This is a genomic window from Paenibacillus sp. GCM10027627 (assembly GCF_042675505.1).
Classification (GTDB): Bacteria; Bacillota; Bacilli; order Paenibacillales; family Paenibacillaceae; genus Pristimantibacillus.
The window spans coordinates 1,275,908-1,295,935 of sequence record NZ_JBHTHB010000001.1 but is presented as its reverse complement, the minus strand read 5'-3'; the positions used below and the strand labels follow the sequence as shown (position 1 = coordinate 1,295,935).

Here is a 20,028-nt window from a genome sequence, read left to right as displayed (position 1 = left end):
GGGCGATGAGCCAAAACGGTGACAAGCGGCACCGCTTTGAACTGCTATTGCAGCAAGCGGGCTTGCCGCAAGAATTAATTCATATGTATTTTCAAGATGGTTATATCGATCAAGTGATCGTAAGCAGCGAAAACCGGGAATGGACGTTTTGCATCCGCAAAACGTCCATGGTTCCTTTACAAGCTTATAATGGATTTTGTCAGGCAGTACGCCTCAAGTTCGAGGCTATTGCGAGCACTTCTTTTATTTTTCAATACGATCCCGTTGTTGAGACGGAAAACATTGTTATGCAATATTGGCCGCTCTTTATGGAGTGGGCGCAGAAGGAAATCGCTTCCGTAAACGGCTGGCTGCAGAAGGCGTCCATCGAGGCGGTGGGCGACGGTGTAACCTTGTCGTTGCTTGATTCCACAGGACTTGAGCTTGCCCGAAAAAAGAAGGTCGATGAAGCGGTCGCTTCCTTTTACAAAACCTATTTTGACCGCGATTGCAAAATAAAACTCGTCGTTGGCGAGCCTAGACAAGAAATTTACGAACAATTTGTTCAAAAGATAGAGCAGGAAGAACGGGAAGCGGTTCAGCAGCTGATGGCGGAAGCGATGGTGGAATCTTCGGTCGACGATAACGGCGAAGAAGCCGTCAGGTTGGCCGTAGGCTACGACATTCGCGAAGAGGCTGTACCTCTTATGAATATTCAGGACGAAGAGAAAAAAATAACGGTGCAAGGCGCCGTATTTGGCCTCGACGTCAAAGAGCTGCGCAACGGCAGCACGCTTTTTACGTTCAATGTAACGGATTTTACAGATTCCATCGCTATGAAGATGTTTGCAAAAACGAAGGAAGATGTAAAAGTGTTGTCCCAGCTTGCCAATGGGAAATGGGTCAAGGCGCGTGGCCGGATCGAATACGACCGATTTATGCAAGAGCCTGAGCTCGTGATGATGCCAAACGACCTTCACGAAATCGGCTCGCCGCCGGAGAGAATGGACAAAGCCGAGCAGAAGCGGGTAGAGTTCCACCTCCATACGACGATGAGTACGATGGACGCGGTTGCGCCGATCGGCGAATATGTCAAGCTGGCTGCGAAATGGGGCCATAAGGCGATTGCGGTTACGGATCATAGCAATGTGCAGTGTTATCCCGATGCCGTCAAAGCGGCCAAAAAGCACGGCCTACAAGTTTTGTTTGGCCTGGAAGCGAATGTCGTTAATGACGCCGTTCCGATGGTGCTGAACTCCCGTCCCGAGCCTTTGGCAGCAGGCACTTACGTTGTATTTGATATAGAAACAACAGGTTTGTCCGTCGTCAATAACAAAATTATTGAGCTTGCGGGCGTAAGGATGCATGAGGGGAAAGAAGTCGACCGATTTTCCACCTTCATTAATCCGCATGAAAAAATTCCGTATCATATTCAGCAGTTGACGAATATTAACGATGATATGGTTAAAGATGCGCCTGAGCTTGAACCGAAGCTGCGCGAGTTTATCGCTTTTATCGGAGATGACGTTTTGGTCGCCCACAACGCCAGATTCGATATCGGCTTTATACAAGCGAACTGCAAAACGCTCGGATTGCCTGAGGTGACCAATCCTGTACTCGACACGCTTGAGCTGGCAAGGTTTCTGCATCCAATGATGAAAAACCACAGGCTTAATACGATGGCGGACAAATACAAGGTCAGTCTCGACAATCATCACCGTGCGATCGACGATTCCCTTGCGCTTGGCGGTGTCTTGTTTGGACTTATCGGGGACGCCTTGGAGCGGAATATTAAAGATTTGAATCAGCTCAACGACTATGTCGGCCTCGACTTGTCCAACGCAAGGCCGTTCCATTGCAACATATATGCTCTTAATGCAACAGGCAAAAAGAACTTATTCAAATTAATTTCGCTTTCCCATACGCAGCATTTCAAAAAAGTGGCTACCATTCCGAAAAGCAAGCTTGTTTCGCTTCGGGAAGGGCTGCTGGTCATTTCCGGCTGCGAAAAGGGTGAATTTTTTGAGTCGGTACTGAACAAATCGCAGGAAGAAGCAAAGGATGTTGCGGAATTTTACGATGTGCTGGAAATTCAGCCGCTTGACTTTTATATGCATCTCGTTGATAAGGGGCTTGTGGGCAGCCGTGCCGAGCTTGAGGGCGCCATGCGGCGCATTTGCGAAATCGGGGATGAGCTTGGCAAGCCGATCATTGCAACCGGCAACGTCCATTATTTGAACCCGCGCGACAAAATGTACCGCGACATTACGATACATGGCATTACCGGCTTCAGCCCGCTGAAAAGTCAGCGGAAGCCGGACGCGCATCTGCGGACGACCGATGAGATGCTGAAGGAATTCGCCTTTTTGGGCGAAGCGCGAGCGTTTGAAGTTGTTGTCACAAATACGGCAGCTCTCGCCGACCGTTTCGAGGCGTACGACATGTTCCCGAGAGAGCTGTTTACGCCGAATATTGAAGGGGCGGACGAAGAAATTCGGAATACGTGCTACGATACAGCCAAATCGATGTACGGGGAAAACTTGCCGCAAGTGGTCATTGACCGTCTTGAGAAAGAACTTGTTCCTATTATTAAATACCGCTTCTCGGCCAACTATCTCATTTCCGAAAAGCTGGTGAAAAAGTCCAACAGCGACGGCTATCTGGTTGGTTCCAGGGGTTCTGTCGGCTCATCAGTCGTAGCGACTTTCCTTGGCATATCCGAGGTTAACCCGCTGCCTGCCCATTATTTGTGCCTGGATTCGAATTGCAAGCACAGCGAATGGTTCCTGGACGGAAGCGTGCCAAGCGGCTTCGACTTGCCGGACAAGGCTTGCCCGGAATGCGGCAAAACGATGAAGGGTGAAGGGCAGGACATTCCGTTCGAAACGTTCCTTGGGTTCAAAGGGGATAAGGTACCCGATATCGATCTTAACTTCTCCGGCGAATATCAGCCCGTTGCCCATAACTATACAAAGGTTCTATTCGGCGAAAAAAACGTTTTCAGAGCCGGAACAATCGGCACCGTTGCGGAGAAGACGGCTTACGGCTTCGCCAAAAAGTATGAAGAAGAGCATCAAAAAAAGTGGCGCGGAGCGGAGCTTGCGAGGCTCGCTAGCGGCTGTACCGGCGTTAAGCGCAGTACGGGCCAGCATCCAGGCGGCATCGTTGTTGTTCCGGATTATATTGAGGTTGAGGATGTAACGCCGGTTCAATATCCGGCGGACGATGTGTCCGCGGAGTGGAAGACGACCCATTTCGACTATCACGCCTTTGACGAAAATTTGCTGAAGCTCGATATTCTAGGTCATGACGATCCGACGATGATGCGGATGCTGCAAGACCTTACCGGTGTCGATCCGACGACGATTCCGATGAACGATCCGAAAGTGATGAGCATGTTCAACTCGACGAAGGCGCTCGGTGTCATGCCTGAGAAAATCAAGTCGTCCGTTGCGACTTACGGCGTGCCGGAGATGGGCACCAAGTTTGTCCGTCAGATGCTGCAAGAGACGCAGCCGTCCTCCTTTGCCGATTTGCTACAAATATCGGGATTGTCCCATGGAACGGGCGTTTGGCTTGGCAATGCGCAAGAGTTGATCAAAAACGGCACTTGCAATATTAAAACCGTAATCGGCTGCCGCGACGACATTATGCTTTATCTCATTTATAAAGCGGGTATGGATGCCGGGCTGGCGTTTAAAATTACGGAAAGCGTTCGTAAGGGCAAAGGGCTCACGCAGGAATGGATCGATGAGATGAAGCGTTGCAAAGTTCCGCAATGGTACATCGATTCCTGTTTGCGGATCGAATACATGTTTCCGAAGGCGCATGCCGCCGCTTACGTTATTTCCGCCGTGCGGACCGCCTATTTTAAGCTTTATCATCCGATTGAATATTACGCGACTTATTTTACCGTTCGTGCAGACGATTTCGATTTGGAGCTGCTGTGCCAAGGCTACGATGCCATTTTGCGCAAACTTGCTGAAATCGAGGCGAAAGGATTCAACGCGCTGCCGAAAGAAAAAAATATGGTGTCGCAGCTGGAAATGTCGCTGGAGATGACGGCACGAGGCTTTTCGTTTAAGCCGATTGATCTTTACCGCTCTGACGCGGTTAAATTCCAAGTGGACGGGGATTCCTTAATTCCTCCGTTTGCAGCTATTGCCGGAATAGGCGACAACGCTGCCCGCAACATCGCCGCTGCACGCGAGAGCGGAGAGTTTCTTTCGGTCGAAGATTTCCAAATGAAATCGAAAGCAACCAAAACGATTATTGAGGTGCTTGGCGGAATGGGCTGCTTCCGCGGCTTGCCGGAATCCAATCAGCTGTCCTTGTTTTAACCTTGCCGGCTAGAAATCATTTCTTGTCACGTTTATGCGATTATGATATAATTTTTGTGGCAATGATGAGGATAGAATCTTGATGCAGAAGAGTGGGGAAACCCACTCTTTACGTTTTGTATTAGGAAAGTTATCCATTCTTAGAGCCTATACAGGAGGTCAATTAAACTTGAGCACATCCACTATCAAATCCGCCATTGAGGCTATGGTTCTGCCTTTTCTCAATGACAATGGCTTTGAACTGGTCGACATTGAATATATCAAGGAAGGCAGCAACTGGTTTCTGCGCATTTTTGTAGATAAGGATGGCGGCATCGACATCGACGAATGCGGACGTATTAGCGAATACGTCAGCGAACAGCTTGACCAAAATGATCCTATTTCCGGAGCTTATTTCCTTGAGGTGTCCTCGCCAGGAGCGGAGAGACCGTTGAAGAAGGCCGATGATGTCCGCAAGGCGATTGGAAAATATGTTTTTGTCACTACATATGAGCCGATCGGCGGATTGAAGGAGTTCGAAGGAACGCTTGTTTCTTTTGATGGCGAGCAGGCTCAGGTTGAAGTCGGCAAAAAGAAACACCTCATTCCTTACGAAAAAGTGGCTAGCGCTAGACTGGCGATTAAATTCTAATTTGTTTCTATTTATGAAAGGGGGAACTTCGTTCCAATGAGTATGGATTTTATCGAAGCTTTGCAGGAAATCGAAAGAGATAAAGGGATTGCGAAGGATGTGCTTCTGGAAGCGATCGAAGCGGCTCTTATTTCCAGCTATAAACGCAATTTCAACACTGCACAAAACGTAAGGGTAGACATTAACCGCCATACTGGCGTCATTAAAGTTTACGCCCGCAAAACGGTCGTAGACGAAGTGCTCGATCCGCGGCTCGAAATTACGGTGGAAGCGTCCCGTGAAGTAAATCCGCATTATCAGCTCGACGACGTAGCGGAAATTGAAGTTACGCCTAGAGATTTCGGCCGCATTGCCGCACAGACGGCTAAGCAGGTCGTTACGCAGCGCATTCGCGAGGCGGAGCGCGGTTTGATTTACAACGCTTTTATCGATAAGGAAGAAGATATTGTCAACGGCATCGTGCAGCGCCAGGACGTGCGTAACCTGTTTGTTGATTTGGGTAAAGTGGAGGCAGTTTTGCCGCTGACCGAGCTGATGCCGACGGACAAGTTCAAGCACGGCGATCGTGTAAAGTCGTTTATTACAAAAGTGGAAAATACGACAAAAGGCCCTCAAATCATTTTATCCCGTACGCACCCAGGTTTGTTGAAACGTCTTTTCGAGCTTGAGGTTCCGGAAATTTACGACGGCGTCGTTGAAATTCGCTCGGTTGCAAGGGAAGCGGGCTTCCGTTCCAAAATCGCCGTACATTCCCGCAATGACGAAGTCGATCCCGTTGGCTCTTGCGTCGGCCAAAAGGGAATGCGCGTACAAACGATCGTGAACGAGCTGAAAGGCGAAAAAATCGATATCGTGCGCTGGTCCGAAAACGTTGAGGAATATGTGGCTAATGCGCTGAGCCCTTCCAAAGTGCTGGAAGTGATCGTATTTGAACAAGAGAAGATGGCCAGAGTTATTGTGCCGGATTATCAATTGTCGCTTGCGATCGGCATTAAAGGGCAAAATGCCAGACTGGCAGCCAAGCTGACTGGCTGGAAAATCGATATTAAAAGCGAAACGCAGGCAGAGCAGGAGTATGGCCGTTCGAAAACAACGACGGGAACCATGCATCAAGATTCCGTTTCCTTCGACTAACAGGACAATTCGCCATGCGGCAAAGGAGGGTGTACGTTGAGACCGAGGAAAGTACCGCTTCGCAAATGCGTCGCTTGCCAAGAAATGATGCCGAAGAAGGAGCTTATTCGTGTCGTGCGCACGCCGGATGGTGAGGTCGGCATCGACCTGACTGGGAAGAAATCGGGTCGCGGCGCATATTTATGCGGCAAAGTAAGCTGTTTCAAACTGGCGAAAAAGACGAAGGCGCTTGACCGGGCGCTGAAGCAGCCTGTCGGCGAGTCGATATACGATCAATTGGAACATGAATTTATCGCGGTGGAAGAGCAGTTCATCGCAGCCAAGGAGCTGGTGCAAGATGAAGCCGAATAAGGCGCTGTCTGCGCTAGGAATGGCAATGCGGGCGGGCAAGCTGGTTACTGGCGACGAAACGGTGCTGAAAGCGGTCCGGGCAAAAAAAGCCCATCTGGTCATTATTGCCGGTGACGCGTCCGACAACACAAAGAAAAAATTTCAAGATAAATGCGGCACCTACGGAATACAACTCGCCGAAGCATTCGATCGTGAGCAGCTGGGGAAGGCGATTGGCAAGCCCGAACGCGTCGTTCTGGCAGTCACCGACATGCAATTCGGAAAAATGATTGGTAGTCATCTGAGCCAAAATACGGAGGTGGATCCTATTGAGCAACAAACAGGACAGCAAGGACAATAAAGATAAGCTGCGCGTTTACGAATATGCCAAATCGCTTAATATGAGCAGCAAAGAAATTATTACGATTCTTAAAAGGCTGAGCTTGCCCGTTAACAACCATATGAGCGTCATGGAAAACGAAATGGTGCATAAGGTGGAAGGTTTTTTCCGGGATATCAAAGCAAATGCGGCAGCTAAACGTGCGCAAGAAGGCGGCGGCCCATCCGTTTCTACGGCGGCGGCCCGTCCGCAAGCTGCTCCAAGCCAGCCTGGACCGCAAGTCGAAAAACAAACTACTCAAGACAGACAGGGGACTACGAACTCTATTAATACGAACAATACGAAAACTCAAACAACAGAACAGCAGCGTGAACAAAGACCTCAATCCCAAAACCAAAGCCAAAGCCGTCCTTCCGGCCAAGGCCAAAGCAATCGTCCGCAAGGTCAAGGCCAGCAAGGCGGTAGTTACGGCAACCGTCCGCAAGGCCAAGGCGGCGGCGGGCAAAACCGTCCGCAAGGTCAAGGTGGACAAAATCGCCCATCCGGCGGTCAAGGCGGCCAGGGAGGAAGCCAAGGCAACCGTTCTTTCGGACAGTCGTCTAGTCGTCCGGGACAATCCTCCTCTACCGGCGGCGGCAATCGTCCAGGTTTCAGCGGCGGCCAAGGAGGCAGTGGCGGCGGAAGAGGCCCTTCTTCTGGGGGCGGTCAAGGGGGCAATGCTAATCGCAGTGGTCAAGGCTCTTCGTCCTTCGGCTCCCGTCCGGCTCCGGCTGCTCCACAAGGTCAAAGCCGCGGCTTTGATACGAGCAACAGACCTGCTCAAGGTCGTGGTGGTTCCGACGGCAACAAAAACGGCAGAGGCAACAACAACAACCAAGGCCAGAAACGTTTTGAAGACGGACGTTCTGGATTTGGCGGCGGCAACGGCAGAAACAACTATCGCGGCGGCAAAGGGAAAGGCGGCAAAGGCCATTCTTCTCAGCCACCACGCGAGAAGATCGACAATACGCCTAAAAAGATTATCGTCCGCGGCACGCTGACGGTAGGCGACCTCGCGAAGCTGCTTCATAAAGACGCTTCTGAAGTCATCAAAAAGCTTCTATTCCTAGGCGTAATGGCAACGATTAACCAAGAAATCGACATGGACGCTATTTTGCTGATTGCCGGTGAATATGGCGTTGAAGTTGAAGTGAAAATTCCGGTGGAAGAGGATTCCTTCGAAACGGTGGAAGAAACGGACGAAGAAGAAAATTTGGTCGTTCGTCCTCCAGTTGTAACGATTATGGGTCACGTCGACCACGGCAAAACGACTTTGCTGGACGCCATCCGCAAAACGAATGTTACCGGCGGAGAAGCTGGCGGCATTACGCAGCATATCGGCGCTTATCAAGTTGAAATCAACAACAAAAAAATTACGTTCCTGGATACTCCGGGCCACGAAGCGTTTACGCTTATGCGTGCTCGCGGCGCTCAAGTAACGGATATTACGATTATTGTCGTTGCAGCGGATGACGGCATCATGCCGCAAACCGTTGAAGCGATCAACCATGCCAAAGCGGCAGGAGTTCCGATTATCGTAGCGGTTAACAAAATCGATAAGCCGGAAGCGAACCCTGATAAAATTAAGCAAGAGATGACTGAATATGAGCTAGTGCCTGAAGAGTGGGGCGGCGACACGATCTTTGTTGAAGTGTCGGCTAAGCAGCGCATCAACTTGGAAGGTTTGCTTGAGATGATTTTGCTTGTATCCGAAGTGAACGAATACAAAGCAAATCCGAACAAGCGCGCTCGCGCGACGGTCATCGAGGCTGAGCTGGACAAAGGCAAAGGTCCTGTCGCACGTATCCTTGTGCAGCACGGAACGCTGAAAATCGGCGACGCGTTTGTTGCTGGCAACTGCTTCGGCCGTGTAAGAGCAATGGTGAACGACCGTGGACGCCGCTTGAAAGAAGCGGGACCTTCCACGCCGATTGAAATTACAGGTTTGACAGAGGTTCCACAAGCGGGCGATCCGTTTATGGTGTTCGAAGACGAGCGCAAAGCGCGTGCGATTGCAGACCGTCGTTCGATCAAGCACCGCCAGTCGGAAATGGGCGCCAATACGCGCGTTACGCTTGACGATCTTTACAGCCACATTAAAGATGGCGAAATTAAAGACCTGAACGTCATTATTAAAGCGGACGTACAAGGTTCTGCAGAGGCGCTTAAAGGCTCCTTGGCGAAAATCGACATCGAAGGCGTACGCGTCAAAATTATTCACAACGGCGTAGGTGCGATTACGGAATCCGATATTATTTTGGCTTCTGCATCCAATGCGATCGTCATCGGCTTTAACGTTCGTCCGGATCCGCAAGCGGAAGCGACGATCGCTCAAGAGAAAGTTGACGTACGGATGCACCGCGTTATTTACAACGTAATTGATGAGATCGAGCAAGCGATGAAGGGCATGCTGGATCCGATTTATAAAGAAGTGGTCACAGGCCACGCCGAAGTGCGTAATGTGTTTAAAGTAACCAAAGTCGGCGCTATCGCAGGCTCCATGATTACGGACGGCAAAATTTCGCGTAACTCGGAAGCAAGAGTTATCCGCGGCGGCATTGTGGTTTATACAGGCAAGATCGATTCCCTGAAACGGTTTAAAGACGACGCCAAAGAAGTGTCGCAAGGCTACGAATGCGGTATAACGCTGGAGCGCTTTAGCGATATTAAAGAGGGAGACGTTATTGAAGCGTTTGTCATGGAAACGGTAGAGAGGTGATTTGCGCATGGCAAAAATCCGAGTAGGACGGGTCAGCGAGCAAATTAAAAAAGAGCTGAGCCAAATTATTCAACAAGAACTTAAAGATCCCCGGATCGGTTTTATTACGGTAACAGGCGTTGAAACGACAAGCGACTTGTCGCAAGCCCGTATCTATTTGAGCGTGCTGGGCAGCGACGAGCAGAAGGAAGCGACGCTGAAGGCACTTGCCAGCGCAAACGGATTTTTGCGATCCGAGCTTGGCAAGCGAATGAAGCTGCGTCATACGCCTGAGCTGTTGTTCAAGTTTGACAGCAGTATCGAATACGGCAGCCGGATTGAATCGCTGCTTGGCGAAATCAATCAAGGGAACGACAGCAAGTGATGAGTGATACAACCTATCGATTGGCGCTGGATGAGGCATTGGACTTTTTAAAGGACAATGCTTCATTCCTTGTCGTGTCTCATGTTCAGCCTGACGGCGATGCGATTAGTTCTACTGTCGCGGCAGCCTGGCTGCTGGAGAAGATGGGGAAAACGGCTACGCTTATCAATGAAAGCGAGTTGCCTTCCCGTCTAAGCTATTTAAAAGGATTCGAAGGAATCTTATCTTTAAAAAACGGGCGTCCCGAGCTTCAATTTGATGCGGTCATTGCGGTGGATTGCGCCGATTTTCGCCGGATTGGCGAAGTGTCTGCTCTTTTCCCAGAAGGCTGCAAGCTGCTTAACATTGATCATCATCCGACGAATAACGATTTTGGAACGGTCAATTTAATCAAATCCGATGCCGCCGCTACCGTTGAAATATTGTACGATTTAATTTTAAAAGCGGGTTTCACCCCTGATTTGGACTGTGCGACTGCGATTTACACCGGTCTGCTGACAGATACGGGCGGATTTCGTTATTCCAACACGAGTCCGCGGGTGATGGAAATTGCGGCTCGCCTTCTGGATACAGGCGTTTCCGGCAGCCAGCTTGCCGATCATCTCCTTGAAAAGATGACTTTGGCCAAGCTGAAGCTGCTTCAGCTTGCGCTTAACCGGCTGACGTTTAGCGAAGATTGCAAAATCGGCTGGGTGTTTATCGGCAAAAACGATTTGAGCGATTGCGGTGCCGTTCCGGAAGATTTGGAAGGAATCGTAAACTACGCACTTAACGTTGACGGCGTGGAAGTTGGCATCTTGTTTAAAGAAACGTCCGACGGAGGAGTCAAGGCAAGCCTTCGTTCCGCTGGGAAAGCGGATGTGGCGGCTATCGCGCAATCGCTTGGCGGCGGCGGACATGTTCGTGCTGCGGGCTGTAGAATCGATGGTCCCCTGCAACCATCCATCGCCATGCTGGTGGAAGAGGTCAGAAAGGCGTTGATATAAAAGATGGACGGCATTCTTGCAGTTTGGAAGCCAGAGGGCTGGACTTCCCATGACGTAGTGGCCAAAGCCAGACGGCTGCTCAAAATGAAGCGGATTGGACATGCCGGCACGCTGGACCCTATGGTTACCGGTGTGCTTCCTTTATGTTTGGGCCGTGCGACTCGTGTTGTGGAATATGTGCAGGAGAGGCCAAAGGCTTACGAAGCGGTACTGAAGCTTGGTATCGCAACCGACACTGAGGATTTAACAGGGAACGTCATCGAAAGGCAGCCTGTTGACTCCGTTACAATGACGGATATTGAAAAAGCGCTAGCCTCTTTTGTTGGAGTGATTGAGCAGGTTCCTCCTATGTTTTCCGCCGTTAAGGTAAATGGCAAGCGGCTTTACGAGCTTGCTAGAGAAGGGAAAACAGTGGAGCGGAAAGCGAGAAAAGCGACCATTCACGAAATCAAGCTGCTTAGCTCTAATTTGGAAGGGCCAGAACCCGAGTTTACCTTTTCCGTGGTATGCTCCAAAGGTACTTATATCCGTACGCTTTGCGTCGATATCGGCAAGGCGCTTGGCTTTCCGGCTACGATGGCCAAGCTGACGCGGACCATGTCAGGCGGAATCACGCCCGATGCTTGTCTCACTTTGGAGCGAATTGAGGAACTGATGCAATCGGGAGAGCTGGAGCCTTATCTGATACCTGCGGACGAAGCCATCTCGCATATGGAAAAAGCGACGGTTGACTCTATTGCGGCTGAGCGGGCTTTGCGCGGCCAGAAGCTTCCTCTTCCTCAGGTAAGCTTTGAATCCGGCAGCGTGGGCGCGGAGGCGCTCGTCCGATTGTATGAAGGGACCGGGGAACGGTTTTTAGGCATTTTTGAAATCGATACGGAAGCCTCATTGTTAAAAGCGGTTAAAGTATTTTCGGAAGTCCAATAAAGTACATGTAGAAATGCAGGTGTGTCAGCATGGAAATCATATCGCTTTCCTATCCTTTAACTGATCGTGCGGATTTGCCGGCCGGAGAACCGATATCCATCGCGATCGGCCATTTCGACGGAGTGCACCGCGGGCATCAAAATGTGGTGAAACAAGCGGTGGCGGACGCCAAAAAAGGCAATATGCGCTCAGCGGTCATGACCTTCTCTCCTCATCCGAAGGAAGTGCTCGGTCATGGCGATCAGTATTACCGCTGCTTAACGCCGCTTCAAAGCAAAACAGAGCAATTTGCTTCGCTCGAAGTAGATTTAGTATTTGTGATGAAGTTTGATTTGGCATTTGCTGCTTTGACTCCTTCCCAGTTTGTTGAGGATATTTTGCGTCCGCTTGGCGTTTGCCATGCGGTGGTCGGCTTCGACTTTACGTTCGGGCACAAGGGTGCGGGAGATGCGCTCACGCTGCGCGAGCTTGGCGCTCCAGAGATGACGGTTGAAATTGTTGAGCCTCTATATGACGATGAGACGAAAGTGAGCAGTACGTTTACTAGGGAGTCTATCGAAAAAGGCGATTTGGAAAAAGCAAACTATTTGCTCGGTCGTCCATATGAGGTAGCAGGTACTGTTGTACATGGGGATGGACGAGGCCGCACGATCGGTTTTCCGACCGCCAATTTGGAGCTTCACGATCCTTACGTTTCGCCAAGGCTAGGCGTATACGCCGTAACGGCTTGGATTGACGGCATTCCTTATGGCGGCGTGTTGAATCACGGCATGAAGCCGACGTTTAACAAAACGGAGGTTCAGCCGGTTATGGAAGCCCACTTGTTCGATTTCGACCGCGATATATATGGCAAGCATATTAAAGTTCAGTTCCAGGCGTTTATTCGTCCCGAGCAAAAGTTTGGTTCTATCAACGAATTGATTGAACAAATCGGGAAGGATTCGCAAAAAGCGAGGGATTGGCTCACCGAGCAATAGGGACTGCCTCGACAAGCCGTTGATCGTATGCTATACTATAGATCGTTGTGCAGACTCTCTCCTTAAGCGGAGATGCAGTCTCATCAACTTAACCTTAGCTTGGTCGCATGATCTCACCGACGGCGGCGAGGCTAACGGCGATTATATGAATTAGAGGAGGTGAAAAGGATGGCAATCACTCAAGAACGTAAACATGAGCTGATCGAGACTCACAAAACTCACGCAAGTGACACAGGGTCCCCTGAAGTTCAAGTCGCTATCCTTACGGAAAACATCGTAAACTTGACTCAACATCTTCGGGAGCACAAGAAAGATCATCACTCCCGTCGCGGTTTGTTGAAGATGGTTGGTCAACGCCGTAAGCTTCTAGCTTACTTGAAGAACAAAGACGTAAGACGTTACAGCGCATTGATCGAAAAACTCGGCCTACGCCGCTAAACCATGCGTGAACAAAAAGCAACCTGATGTTCCCGAATTCCGGCATTACCGGCAGTGGGAATTTGGGTTGCTTTTTGTAATAGGAAAGGGAGGGATTTAGGTGATTCACCGTATTGAGACGACATTAGGCGGAAGACCGCTAATTCTTGAGACCGGCCGTTTAGCTAAGCAAGCAAACGCAGCCGTTACGGTCCGCTATGGCGAAACGGTAATTTTATGTACCGTCACCGCTTCTACGGAACCAAAAGATTTAGACTTTTTCCCGCTGACTGTCAACTATGAAGAGCGTCTGTATGCCGTAGGCAAAATTCCAGGCGGCTTCATCAAGCGCGAGGGCAGACCAAGTGAAAAAGCGATTTTGTCCAGCCGCTTGACCGATAGACCGATTCGCCCGTTGTTCCCTGAAGGTTTCCGGAACGATGTGCAAATCGCCAATATCGTCATGAGCGTGGATCAAGACTGCTCGCCGGAAATTGCCGCTATGATCGGAACTTCCGCAGCGCTTACCATTTCCGACGTGCCGTTCAGCGGACCGATTGGCGGAGTAGTTGTTGGACGCGTAGACGGCCAGTTCATCATCAATCCAAACGTTGAGCAAGAGCAAGCTAGCGATATTTTCGTTGTGGTTGCCGGCACAAAAGAAGCGATTATGATGGTGGAAGCAGAAGCGAATGAAGTACCGGAATCCGTTATGCTGGAAGCGATTATGTTCGGTCACGACGAAATCAAATCGATTGTCGCCAAAATCGAAGAGCTTCAAGCGCTTTCGGGCAAAGAGAAAATGGCTGTTAAACTACATAGCGTAGATGAGACCGTCAATGCGGAAGTGCGCGCTTTTGCGTCCGCCCGTTTGGTGGAAGCGATCAAAATTGCCGAGAAGGCAGCCCGTCAAGAAGCTATTGATGCGGTTAACAGCGACGCGATTGCTCATTTTGAAGCGCAATATGCCGAAACACCGGAGCTTCTCTCTGATGTGAAGGAAGTATTGTACGATATCGTGAAAGAAGAAGTCCGCAGACTGATTACTCACGACAAAGTGCGTCCGGACGGCCGCAAGCTGGACGAAATTCGTCCAATCGAATGCGATGTTGCACTGTTGCCGCGCACGCACGGCTCTGGCTTGTTTACACGTGGACAAACCCAGGCGCTTAGCATTTGTACGCTTGGTGCGATGGGCGACGTTCAAATTTTGGACGGCATTTCCCCTGAAGAAACAAAACGGTTTATGCACCATTACAACTTCCCTCCGTTCAGCGTAGGCGAAGCGCGTCCGTTGCGCCCTCCGGGACGCAGAGAAATCGGACACGGCGCATTGGGTGAGCGCGCATTGTCGAAGGTTATCCCTTCCGAAGCGGACTTCCCGTACACGATCCGTCTTGTATCCGAGGTTCTTGAATCCAACGGTTCGACTTCGCAAGCCAGCATTTGCGCAAGTACGCTTGCTATGATGGACGCAGGTGTACCGATCAAAGCTCCGGTTGCGGGCATCGCTATGGGTCTGATCAAAGACGGCGAACATTTCTCCATTTTGTCCGACATTCAAGGGATGGAAGATCATCTTGGCGATATGGACTTCAAGGTGGCAGGAACGGCTGAAGGCGTTACGGCGATTCAGATGGATATCAAAATCGACGGCATCGACCGCAGCATTTTGGAACAGTCGCTTGAGCAAGCTCGCATAGGACGCCTGCACATTTTGGGCAAAATGGTTGAAGTGATGGCGGCTCCGCGCACGAACTTGTCCAAATACGCGCCGAAAATTTTGACGCTTCGCATTAACCCGGACAAAATCCGCGACGTTATTGGCGCAGGCGGCAAAATCATCAATAAAATTATTGAGGAAACCGGCGTAAAAATCGATATCGAGCAAGACGGCATGGTATTTATCGCTTCCTCCAACGAAGAGATGAACCAAAAAGCGAAATCGATTATCGAAGGTATCGTAAAAGAAGTTGTGATCGGCGAGATTTACCTCGGAACGGTAAAACGGATCGAAAAATTCGGCGTCTTCGTTGAAATTTTGCCGAACAAGGACGGTCTGGTTCATATTTCGCAGCTTTCTTCGGAGCGTGTGGCGAAATGCGAGGACGTTGTCAAAATCGGCGATCAAATTACGGTAAAAGTAACGGAAATCGACCAGCAAGGCAGAATCAATCTGTCCCGCAAAGTGCTCCTTACTCCGGAAGTGCCTACTCAGCCTTAAGCTGAAGCGGCAGTCTTTCAAACTAAATAGGCAATAACCAAAGAGTCAGAGTTTATCTGTCTCTTTTTGTTTTGCGTCCAGAATAATCTTGTCCTGCTCCTCATACATTGGTTCATAAGCGCATAAATGAGCGGTTTGCCCCGGAGGCAGGCCCTCAAAGCGCATCAGGCGGATAGCTGGGAGTGGACGATATGAGGCTGCGGAAAGCCGCCGCTGTGGCGGCGAGCATGTTGATGATGCTCGTTTTTATAAAGATGAACGGCAATGTGACCTCTTTTTTGGAGTCCGTAAAGCAAGGGGACGCGATTGCGGCGATGGCTCAAGCTTCCGGCTTTACCGATTCGGAAAAAAAGGAGCTTTACGAGGCTATTATAGCGGAGGCGGGAACACGCTCCGAGGAGCCGGTCGATGCCAGAATCGATCGGGTATGGCATGCCATTCCGGGCTATAACGGACTTGCGGTCGATATCGAGCAAACGTATGAGGCGGCACTTAAAGCACCGCGCTCAAGTCCTATCCCGTACCGATACAGGGAAGTACCGCCCAAAATCAGTCTTGAGCAATTAGGTCCTCAGCCGATTTACCGGGGAAACCCGAATAAAAAAATGATTTCGCTTATGATTAACGTGGCATGGGGCAATGAATATATAGAACCGATCCTTAAAACACTAGAGCAAAAAGGCGTAAAGGCTACCTTTTTTCTGGACGGCAGCTGGCTCAAAAAAAATGTGGATCTAGCCAAAAAAATTCAGGAGGCGGGGCATGAGCTGTCCAATCATGCGTATTCCCATCCCGATATGGCGAACTTAAGCCGATCTCTGCAGTACACGCAAATAGCAAAAACGGAAGAGTTGCTGAAGAATCTGCTTGGTGTAGAAAATAAATGGTTTGCGCCTCCGTCGGGCTCGTACAATGCCGCAACGGTTCAAATTGCGCGTGAGCAGGGACTCGGAACGGTCATGTGGACCATTGATACGGTCGATTGGAGAAAACCTCCGGCGGATGCCGTCATTCGAAAAATATCGTCCAAGCTGGAACCGGGGTCGCTTATTCTCATGCATCCAACCGCAACGACACGCGATGCTTTGGCCGGAATGATCGATAGCGCAACGGCAAAGGGATATGCAATTGGGACAGTAAGCGAGACGCTTTCTCCTGAACGGATTGTCACCCTTGTTGAGGGAGCAGACGTATTCTGATATAGTGAAATCATTCATGTTGAAAGTAGGAGGAAGCTTGTGAATAAGTATACGCTTAGCAACGGGTTACGCGTTGTAGTCGAATATATTCCGACAGTTCGTTCGGTCTCGTTCGGCATTTGGGTCAAGACGGGTTCACGGAACGAAACGAAAGACAATAACGGGATCTCCCATTTTATTGAGCATATGCTGTTCAAGGGAACCGACAAGCGGTCGGCAAAAGATATCGCGGACTTGTTCGACGGCATCGGAGGCAATGTAAACGCCTTTACGGCGAAGGAATATACTTGTTATTTTGCAAAGGTGCTGGATGAGCATTTGCCAATGGCGGTTGACGCATTGTCGGATATGTTCTTCAACTCCCAATTTGACGAAAACGAGCTGGCCAAAGAAAAAAACGTCATTTTGGAAGAAATCGCGATGTACGAAGATACGCCAGACGACAAAGTGCATGACGAGGCCTCTCGTTCTGCTTTCGGAGACCATCCGCTTGCTTATTCCATCTTGGGACTGAAAGAACGTTTGGAAGCGATGAACGGCGATACGCTCAAGAGCTATATGAACGAGCGGTATACGATTGAAAATACGGTGATCAGCGTGGCGGGCAACGTCGAGGAGGGCAAGCTGCTTGAGCTTTTGGAAGCGCAGTTTGGTCATTTTGCCAGACGTTCGAATCCTATTGTGCCGGAAGCCCCGCAATTTCAAGGGAATTATGCGTTTTATAAAAAGAAGACGGAACAAAATCATATTTGCATCTCATTTCCAGGTTTATCCAATAAGGATGACAAGCTGTACGCCATGGTTTTGCTCAACAACGCGCTTGGCGGCGGCATGAGCTCCAGGCTGTTCCAGGAAATTCGCGAAAAGCGGGGACTTGCTTATTCAGTTTATTCCTATCATATGGGATATGCCGATTCCGGACTGTTTACTGTATATGCAGGGACAGCGCCGAAGCAAACAAAGGAAGTGCTCGATCTGACGATGGAGCAGCTGCATGAGCTGTCCGTCAAAGGGCTCGGAGGGGATGAGCTTCACCGCGGCAAGGAGCAGTTGAAAGGCTCGCTTATTTTGAGCTTGGAGAGCACGAGCAGCCGAATGAACCGAATCGGGAAAAACGAGCTGATGATCGGCCGTCATTATACGCTTGATGAATTGCTTGCGCGAATCGACCGGGTTACAATGGACGATGTGCAAGAAGTAACGAAGCGGATGTTGTCCGTTCCGTTTTCCGTGGCCATGGTCGGCTCGACGGACAAAGATGTTTCAGGACTCAGGAGGGACCGTTATGTACCAGGTACTGTTTAAAAGATTGGAAGGAAACGATGATATCGCGATTCCTCGCAAAATGTCGGAATGGGCGGCAGGCTTTGACCTGCAGGCTGCGGTAGGCGAGCCAGTAATCCTTGCGCCCGGACAAAGAATGCTAATTCCAACGGGCTTTGCGATGGCTATGCCGATGGAGCTTGAAGCGCAAATTCGTCCGCGCAGCGGACTTGCTTACAAGCACGGCATTACATGCTTGAATTCGCCGGGCACGATCGACGCCGATTACCGGGGAGAAGTGAAGGTACTGCTCGTCAATCTCGGATCGGAGCCGTTTACGATTACCCGCGGAGAAAGAATTGCCCAAATGGTATTCCACGAAGTGCCGTCCGTTGTGATCGAAGAAGCTGAAGAACTGCCGGAAACGGTAAGGGGAGCGGGCGGATTCGGCCATACTGGAGTGAAATAATAATGGATTTTAGCCGGAGCGGCATATGCTCCGGCTTTTTTTGTGCTCGATTCCTTCACCCCGTTTTGGGCGGGAGCATACGATGATTTATATCTATTTGCCAGAAAGGAGTGAAGCCTGATGCTAACAGGCGTTCAAGTGCTTTTGCTTGGCGGCGACGCGAGGCAGCTCGAAGTGATCAGGAAGCTTAGCGAATTGGATGCTTCCGTCACCGTGTGCGGCTTTGACGGTCTTCATTCGTCTTTGGACGGCGCCGTCCATGCGGAGTTCGATGAAACGCTGTTCGAGGGGGTAGACGCTTTGCTGCTCCCGGCAGTCGGCACGGATGACCAAGGCCAAATTCATGCGGTATTCAGCGATCGCGAGCTAAAGCTAACGGCTGCGCATATCGCGAGGCTTCCGCAGCATTGCACGGTTTATACAGGCATGGCCAAACCTTACTTGCGCGAGCTATGCGATAATCGGGGGCTAGCTTTGGTTGAGCTGTTTGACCGCGACGATGTAGCGATATACAATTCCATTCCGACGGCGGAAGGCGCCTTAATGATGGCGATTCAGCATACCGACATTACGATTCACGGGTCCGAATCGATGGTGCTCGGCTTTGGGAGAACGGGATTTACTATGGCAAGGGCGCTTCAAGGATTAGGGGCTAAAGTCAAGGTTGGCGTTAGGCGCTCCGAGCACTTTGCAAGAGCTTCGGAAATGGGCTTCGAGCCTTTTTACATGGGCCATTTGTTGCAGAACGTAGGCAGTATTGACTTGATTTTTAATACAATTCCGACTATGATAGTCACAGCGCAAATTATCGCAAATTTACCATCCCGGGCCGTCATTATCGACCTTGCGTCGAAGCCTGGCGGAACGGATTTCCGCTTTGCGGAAAAGCGTGGGATTAAAGCGATGCTTGCACCCGGACTTCCCGGAATTGTGGCTCCGAAGACAGCTGGACGAATCATAGCGGATTGCTTATGTCAGTTGATTTCGGATGATACGATTAAGCGGGGGAATGGGATATGAACTGGAATGGTAAGACGGTAGGGTACGCTTTGTCGGGCTCTCACTGCACGTTTGCCGAAGTAATGCCGGAAATTAAACGGTTTGTCGATGCGGGAGCGAATGTTGTGCCGATTGTGTCAAATACGCTCATTACGACCGACACCCGGTTCGGTACGGCCAAAGAGTGGCAAGAACAGCTTACCGGCATTACGGGGAATGAAATTATATCTACCATCGTTCAAGCTGAGCCGCTAGGCCCCTCGAAGCTTCTAGATGTACTTGCGATTGCTCCATGTACGGGCAATACGACTAGCAGGCTCGCCAACGCCATAACGGATAGCGCAGTACTGATGGCTGCCAAAGCGCAAATGCGCAACGGTCGGCCCATTGTGCTTGCGATTTCGACCAATGACGGCCTTGGGCTGAACGCTGCAAATATCGCGAAGCTGCTTGTGGCTAAACATATTTATTTTGTTCCTTTTGGGCAAGACAATCCGATTCAGAAGCCAAATTCGCTTGTAGCCAGAATGGATTTGGTGTTGGAAACTTGCGAAGCCGCTCTTCAAGGCAAGCAAATTCAACCGCTTATTATTGAGCGGAGCGTTTAAAGGATTGCGAGGCAGGGACAATTCTGATCAGAATTGTCCCACTATTCAGATGGTTAAGGCACTTATATTTATTCATGTGACTG

Annotated in this window: 17 protein-coding genes; all 17 read left to right on the top strand. The window is 50.2% G+C overall.

Annotated features, from left to right (window positions below; all coding sequences use genetic code 11):
- The first annotated feature begins 5 nt into the window (after positions 1-5).
- The 17 genes from ACFQZE_RS05980 (at position 6) to ACFQZE_RS05900 (ending at position 19,945) form a co-directional block, all read left to right on the top strand.
- A complete protein-coding gene (locus ACFQZE_RS05980) occupies positions 6-4,319 on the top strand; it encodes a PolC-type DNA polymerase III (RefSeq protein WP_379354650.1) in 4,314 nt (1,437 codons plus the stop codon).
- 169 nt (positions 4,320-4,488) lie between these two features.
- Positions 4,489-4,950: a ribosome maturation factor RimP gene (rimP, locus tag ACFQZE_RS05975; protein ID WP_379354648.1), complete on the top strand. Its 462-nt coding sequence runs from the start codon at positions 4,489-4,491 to the stop codon at positions 4,948-4,950.
- Between the two features lie 36 nt (positions 4,951-4,986).
- Positions 4,987-6,084, top strand: a complete 1,098-nt coding sequence (gene nusA / locus ACFQZE_RS05970) for a transcription termination factor NusA (RefSeq protein WP_379354645.1) — start codon at positions 4,987-4,989, stop codon at positions 6,082-6,084.
- 36 nt (positions 6,085-6,120) lie between these two features.
- Positions 6,121-6,435 (top strand): RNase P modulator RnpM, encoded by a 315-nt coding sequence (gene rnpM / locus ACFQZE_RS05965; RefSeq protein ID WP_379354643.1) that lies wholly within the window; start codon positions 6,121-6,123, stop codon positions 6,433-6,435.
- Positions 6,422-6,775 carry a L7Ae/L30e/S12e/Gadd45 family ribosomal protein gene (locus ACFQZE_RS05960; RefSeq protein WP_379354641.1) on the top strand — a complete coding sequence of 118 codons (354 nt, stop codon included), beginning with the start codon at positions 6,422-6,424 and terminating at the stop codon, positions 6,773-6,775. Before rnpM ends, ACFQZE_RS05960 begins: the two co-directional genes overlap by 14 nt.
- On the top strand, positions 6,744-9,512 hold the full coding sequence (infB, locus tag ACFQZE_RS05955; RefSeq protein WP_379354639.1) for a translation initiation factor IF-2: 2,769 nt from the start codon (positions 6,744-6,746) through the stop codon (positions 9,510-9,512). Before ACFQZE_RS05960 ends, infB begins: the two co-directional genes overlap by 32 nt.
- A gap of 7 nt (positions 9,513-9,519) precedes the next feature.
- Positions 9,520-9,876 carry a 30S ribosome-binding factor RbfA gene (rbfA, locus tag ACFQZE_RS05950; protein ID WP_379354637.1) on the top strand — a complete coding sequence of 119 codons (357 nt, stop codon included), beginning with the start codon at positions 9,520-9,522 and terminating at the stop codon, positions 9,874-9,876.
- A complete protein-coding gene (locus ACFQZE_RS05945; protein ID WP_379355532.1) occupies positions 9,876-10,862 on the top strand; it encodes a DHH family phosphoesterase in 987 nt (328 codons plus the stop codon). Before rbfA ends, ACFQZE_RS05945 begins: the two co-directional genes overlap by 1 nt.
- A gap of 3 nt (positions 10,863-10,865) precedes the next feature.
- A complete protein-coding gene (truB, locus tag ACFQZE_RS05940) occupies positions 10,866-11,789 on the top strand; it encodes a tRNA pseudouridine(55) synthase TruB (RefSeq protein ID WP_379354635.1) in 924 nt (307 codons plus the stop codon).
- Between the two features lie 29 nt (positions 11,790-11,818).
- Positions 11,819-12,766: a bifunctional riboflavin kinase/FAD synthetase gene (locus tag ACFQZE_RS05935; RefSeq protein ID WP_379354633.1), complete on the top strand. Its 948-nt coding sequence runs from the start codon at positions 11,819-11,821 to the stop codon at positions 12,764-12,766.
- A 168-nt stretch (positions 12,767-12,934) separates the two neighbouring features.
- Positions 12,935-13,204 carry a 30S ribosomal protein S15 gene (gene rpsO, locus ACFQZE_RS05930; protein WP_116043562.1) on the top strand — a complete coding sequence of 90 codons (270 nt, stop codon included), beginning with the start codon at positions 12,935-12,937 and terminating at the stop codon, positions 13,202-13,204.
- A gap of 103 nt (positions 13,205-13,307) precedes the next feature.
- A complete protein-coding gene (gene pnp / locus ACFQZE_RS05925) occupies positions 13,308-15,407 on the top strand; it encodes a polyribonucleotide nucleotidyltransferase (protein WP_379355530.1) in 2,100 nt (699 codons plus the stop codon).
- Between the two features lie 191 nt (positions 15,408-15,598).
- Positions 15,599-16,606 carry a polysaccharide deacetylase family protein gene (locus ACFQZE_RS05920; protein ID WP_379354630.1) on the top strand — a complete coding sequence of 336 codons (1,008 nt, stop codon included), beginning with the start codon at positions 15,599-15,601 and terminating at the stop codon, positions 16,604-16,606.
- 39 nt (positions 16,607-16,645) lie between these two features.
- A complete protein-coding gene (locus ACFQZE_RS05915; protein WP_379354628.1) occupies positions 16,646-17,911 on the top strand; it encodes a M16 family metallopeptidase in 1,266 nt (421 codons plus the stop codon).
- Positions 17,892-18,338, top strand: coding sequence for a dUTP diphosphatase (gene dut / locus ACFQZE_RS05910; protein WP_379354626.1), 447 nt, complete (start codon positions 17,892-17,894; stop codon positions 18,336-18,338). The genes ACFQZE_RS05915 and dut overlap by 20 nt, the downstream gene beginning before the upstream one ends.
- 120 nt (positions 18,339-18,458) lie before the next feature.
- The gene (gene dpsA / locus ACFQZE_RS05905) at positions 18,459-19,358 is read left to right on the top strand and encodes a dipicolinate synthase subunit DpsA (protein ID WP_379354624.1); all 900 of its coding nucleotides are present in this window, start codon (positions 18,459-18,461) and stop codon (positions 19,356-19,358) included.
- On the top strand, positions 19,355-19,945 hold the full coding sequence (locus tag ACFQZE_RS05900) for a dipicolinate synthase subunit B (RefSeq protein ID WP_379354622.1): 591 nt from the start codon (positions 19,355-19,357) through the stop codon (positions 19,943-19,945). Before dpsA ends, ACFQZE_RS05900 begins: the two co-directional genes overlap by 4 nt.
- Positions 19,946-20,028: the final 83 nt, after the last annotated feature.

What these genes read in the sequence shown, in the direction of transcription:
- ACFQZE_RS05980 (WP_379354650.1), top strand. Translation starts at nt 6, where the DNA reads ATGAGCCAAAACGGTGACAAGCGGCACCGCTTTGAACTGCTATTGCAG.
- nusA (WP_379354645.1), top strand. Translation starts at nt 4,987, where the DNA reads ATGAGTATGGATTTTATCGAAGCTTTGCAGGAAATCGAAAGAGATAAA.
- ACFQZE_RS05960 (WP_379354641.1), top strand. Translation starts at nt 6,422, where the DNA reads ATGAAGCCGAATAAGGCGCTGTCTGCGCTAGGAATGGCAATGCGGGCG.
- rbfA (WP_379354637.1), top strand. Translation starts at nt 9,520, where the DNA reads ATGGCAAAAATCCGAGTAGGACGGGTCAGCGAGCAAATTAAAAAAGAG.
- ACFQZE_RS05945 (WP_379355532.1), top strand. Translation starts at nt 9,876, where the DNA reads ATGAGTGATACAACCTATCGATTGGCGCTGGATGAGGCATTGGACTTT.
- truB (WP_379354635.1), top strand. Translation starts at nt 10,866, where the DNA reads ATGGACGGCATTCTTGCAGTTTGGAAGCCAGAGGGCTGGACTTCCCAT.
- ACFQZE_RS05935 (WP_379354633.1), top strand. Translation starts at nt 11,819, where the DNA reads ATGGAAATCATATCGCTTTCCTATCCTTTAACTGATCGTGCGGATTTG.
- rpsO (WP_116043562.1), top strand. Translation starts at nt 12,935, where the DNA reads ATGGCAATCACTCAAGAACGTAAACATGAGCTGATCGAGACTCACAAA.
- ACFQZE_RS05920 (WP_379354630.1), top strand. Translation starts at nt 15,599, where the DNA reads ATGAGGCTGCGGAAAGCCGCCGCTGTGGCGGCGAGCATGTTGATGATG.
- dut (WP_379354626.1), top strand. Translation starts at nt 17,892, where the DNA reads ATGTACCAGGTACTGTTTAAAAGATTGGAAGGAAACGATGATATCGCG.
- dpsA (WP_379354624.1), top strand. Translation starts at nt 18,459, where the DNA reads ATGCTAACAGGCGTTCAAGTGCTTTTGCTTGGCGGCGACGCGAGGCAG.
- ACFQZE_RS05900 (WP_379354622.1), top strand. Translation starts at nt 19,355, where the DNA reads ATGAACTGGAATGGTAAGACGGTAGGGTACGCTTTGTCGGGCTCTCAC.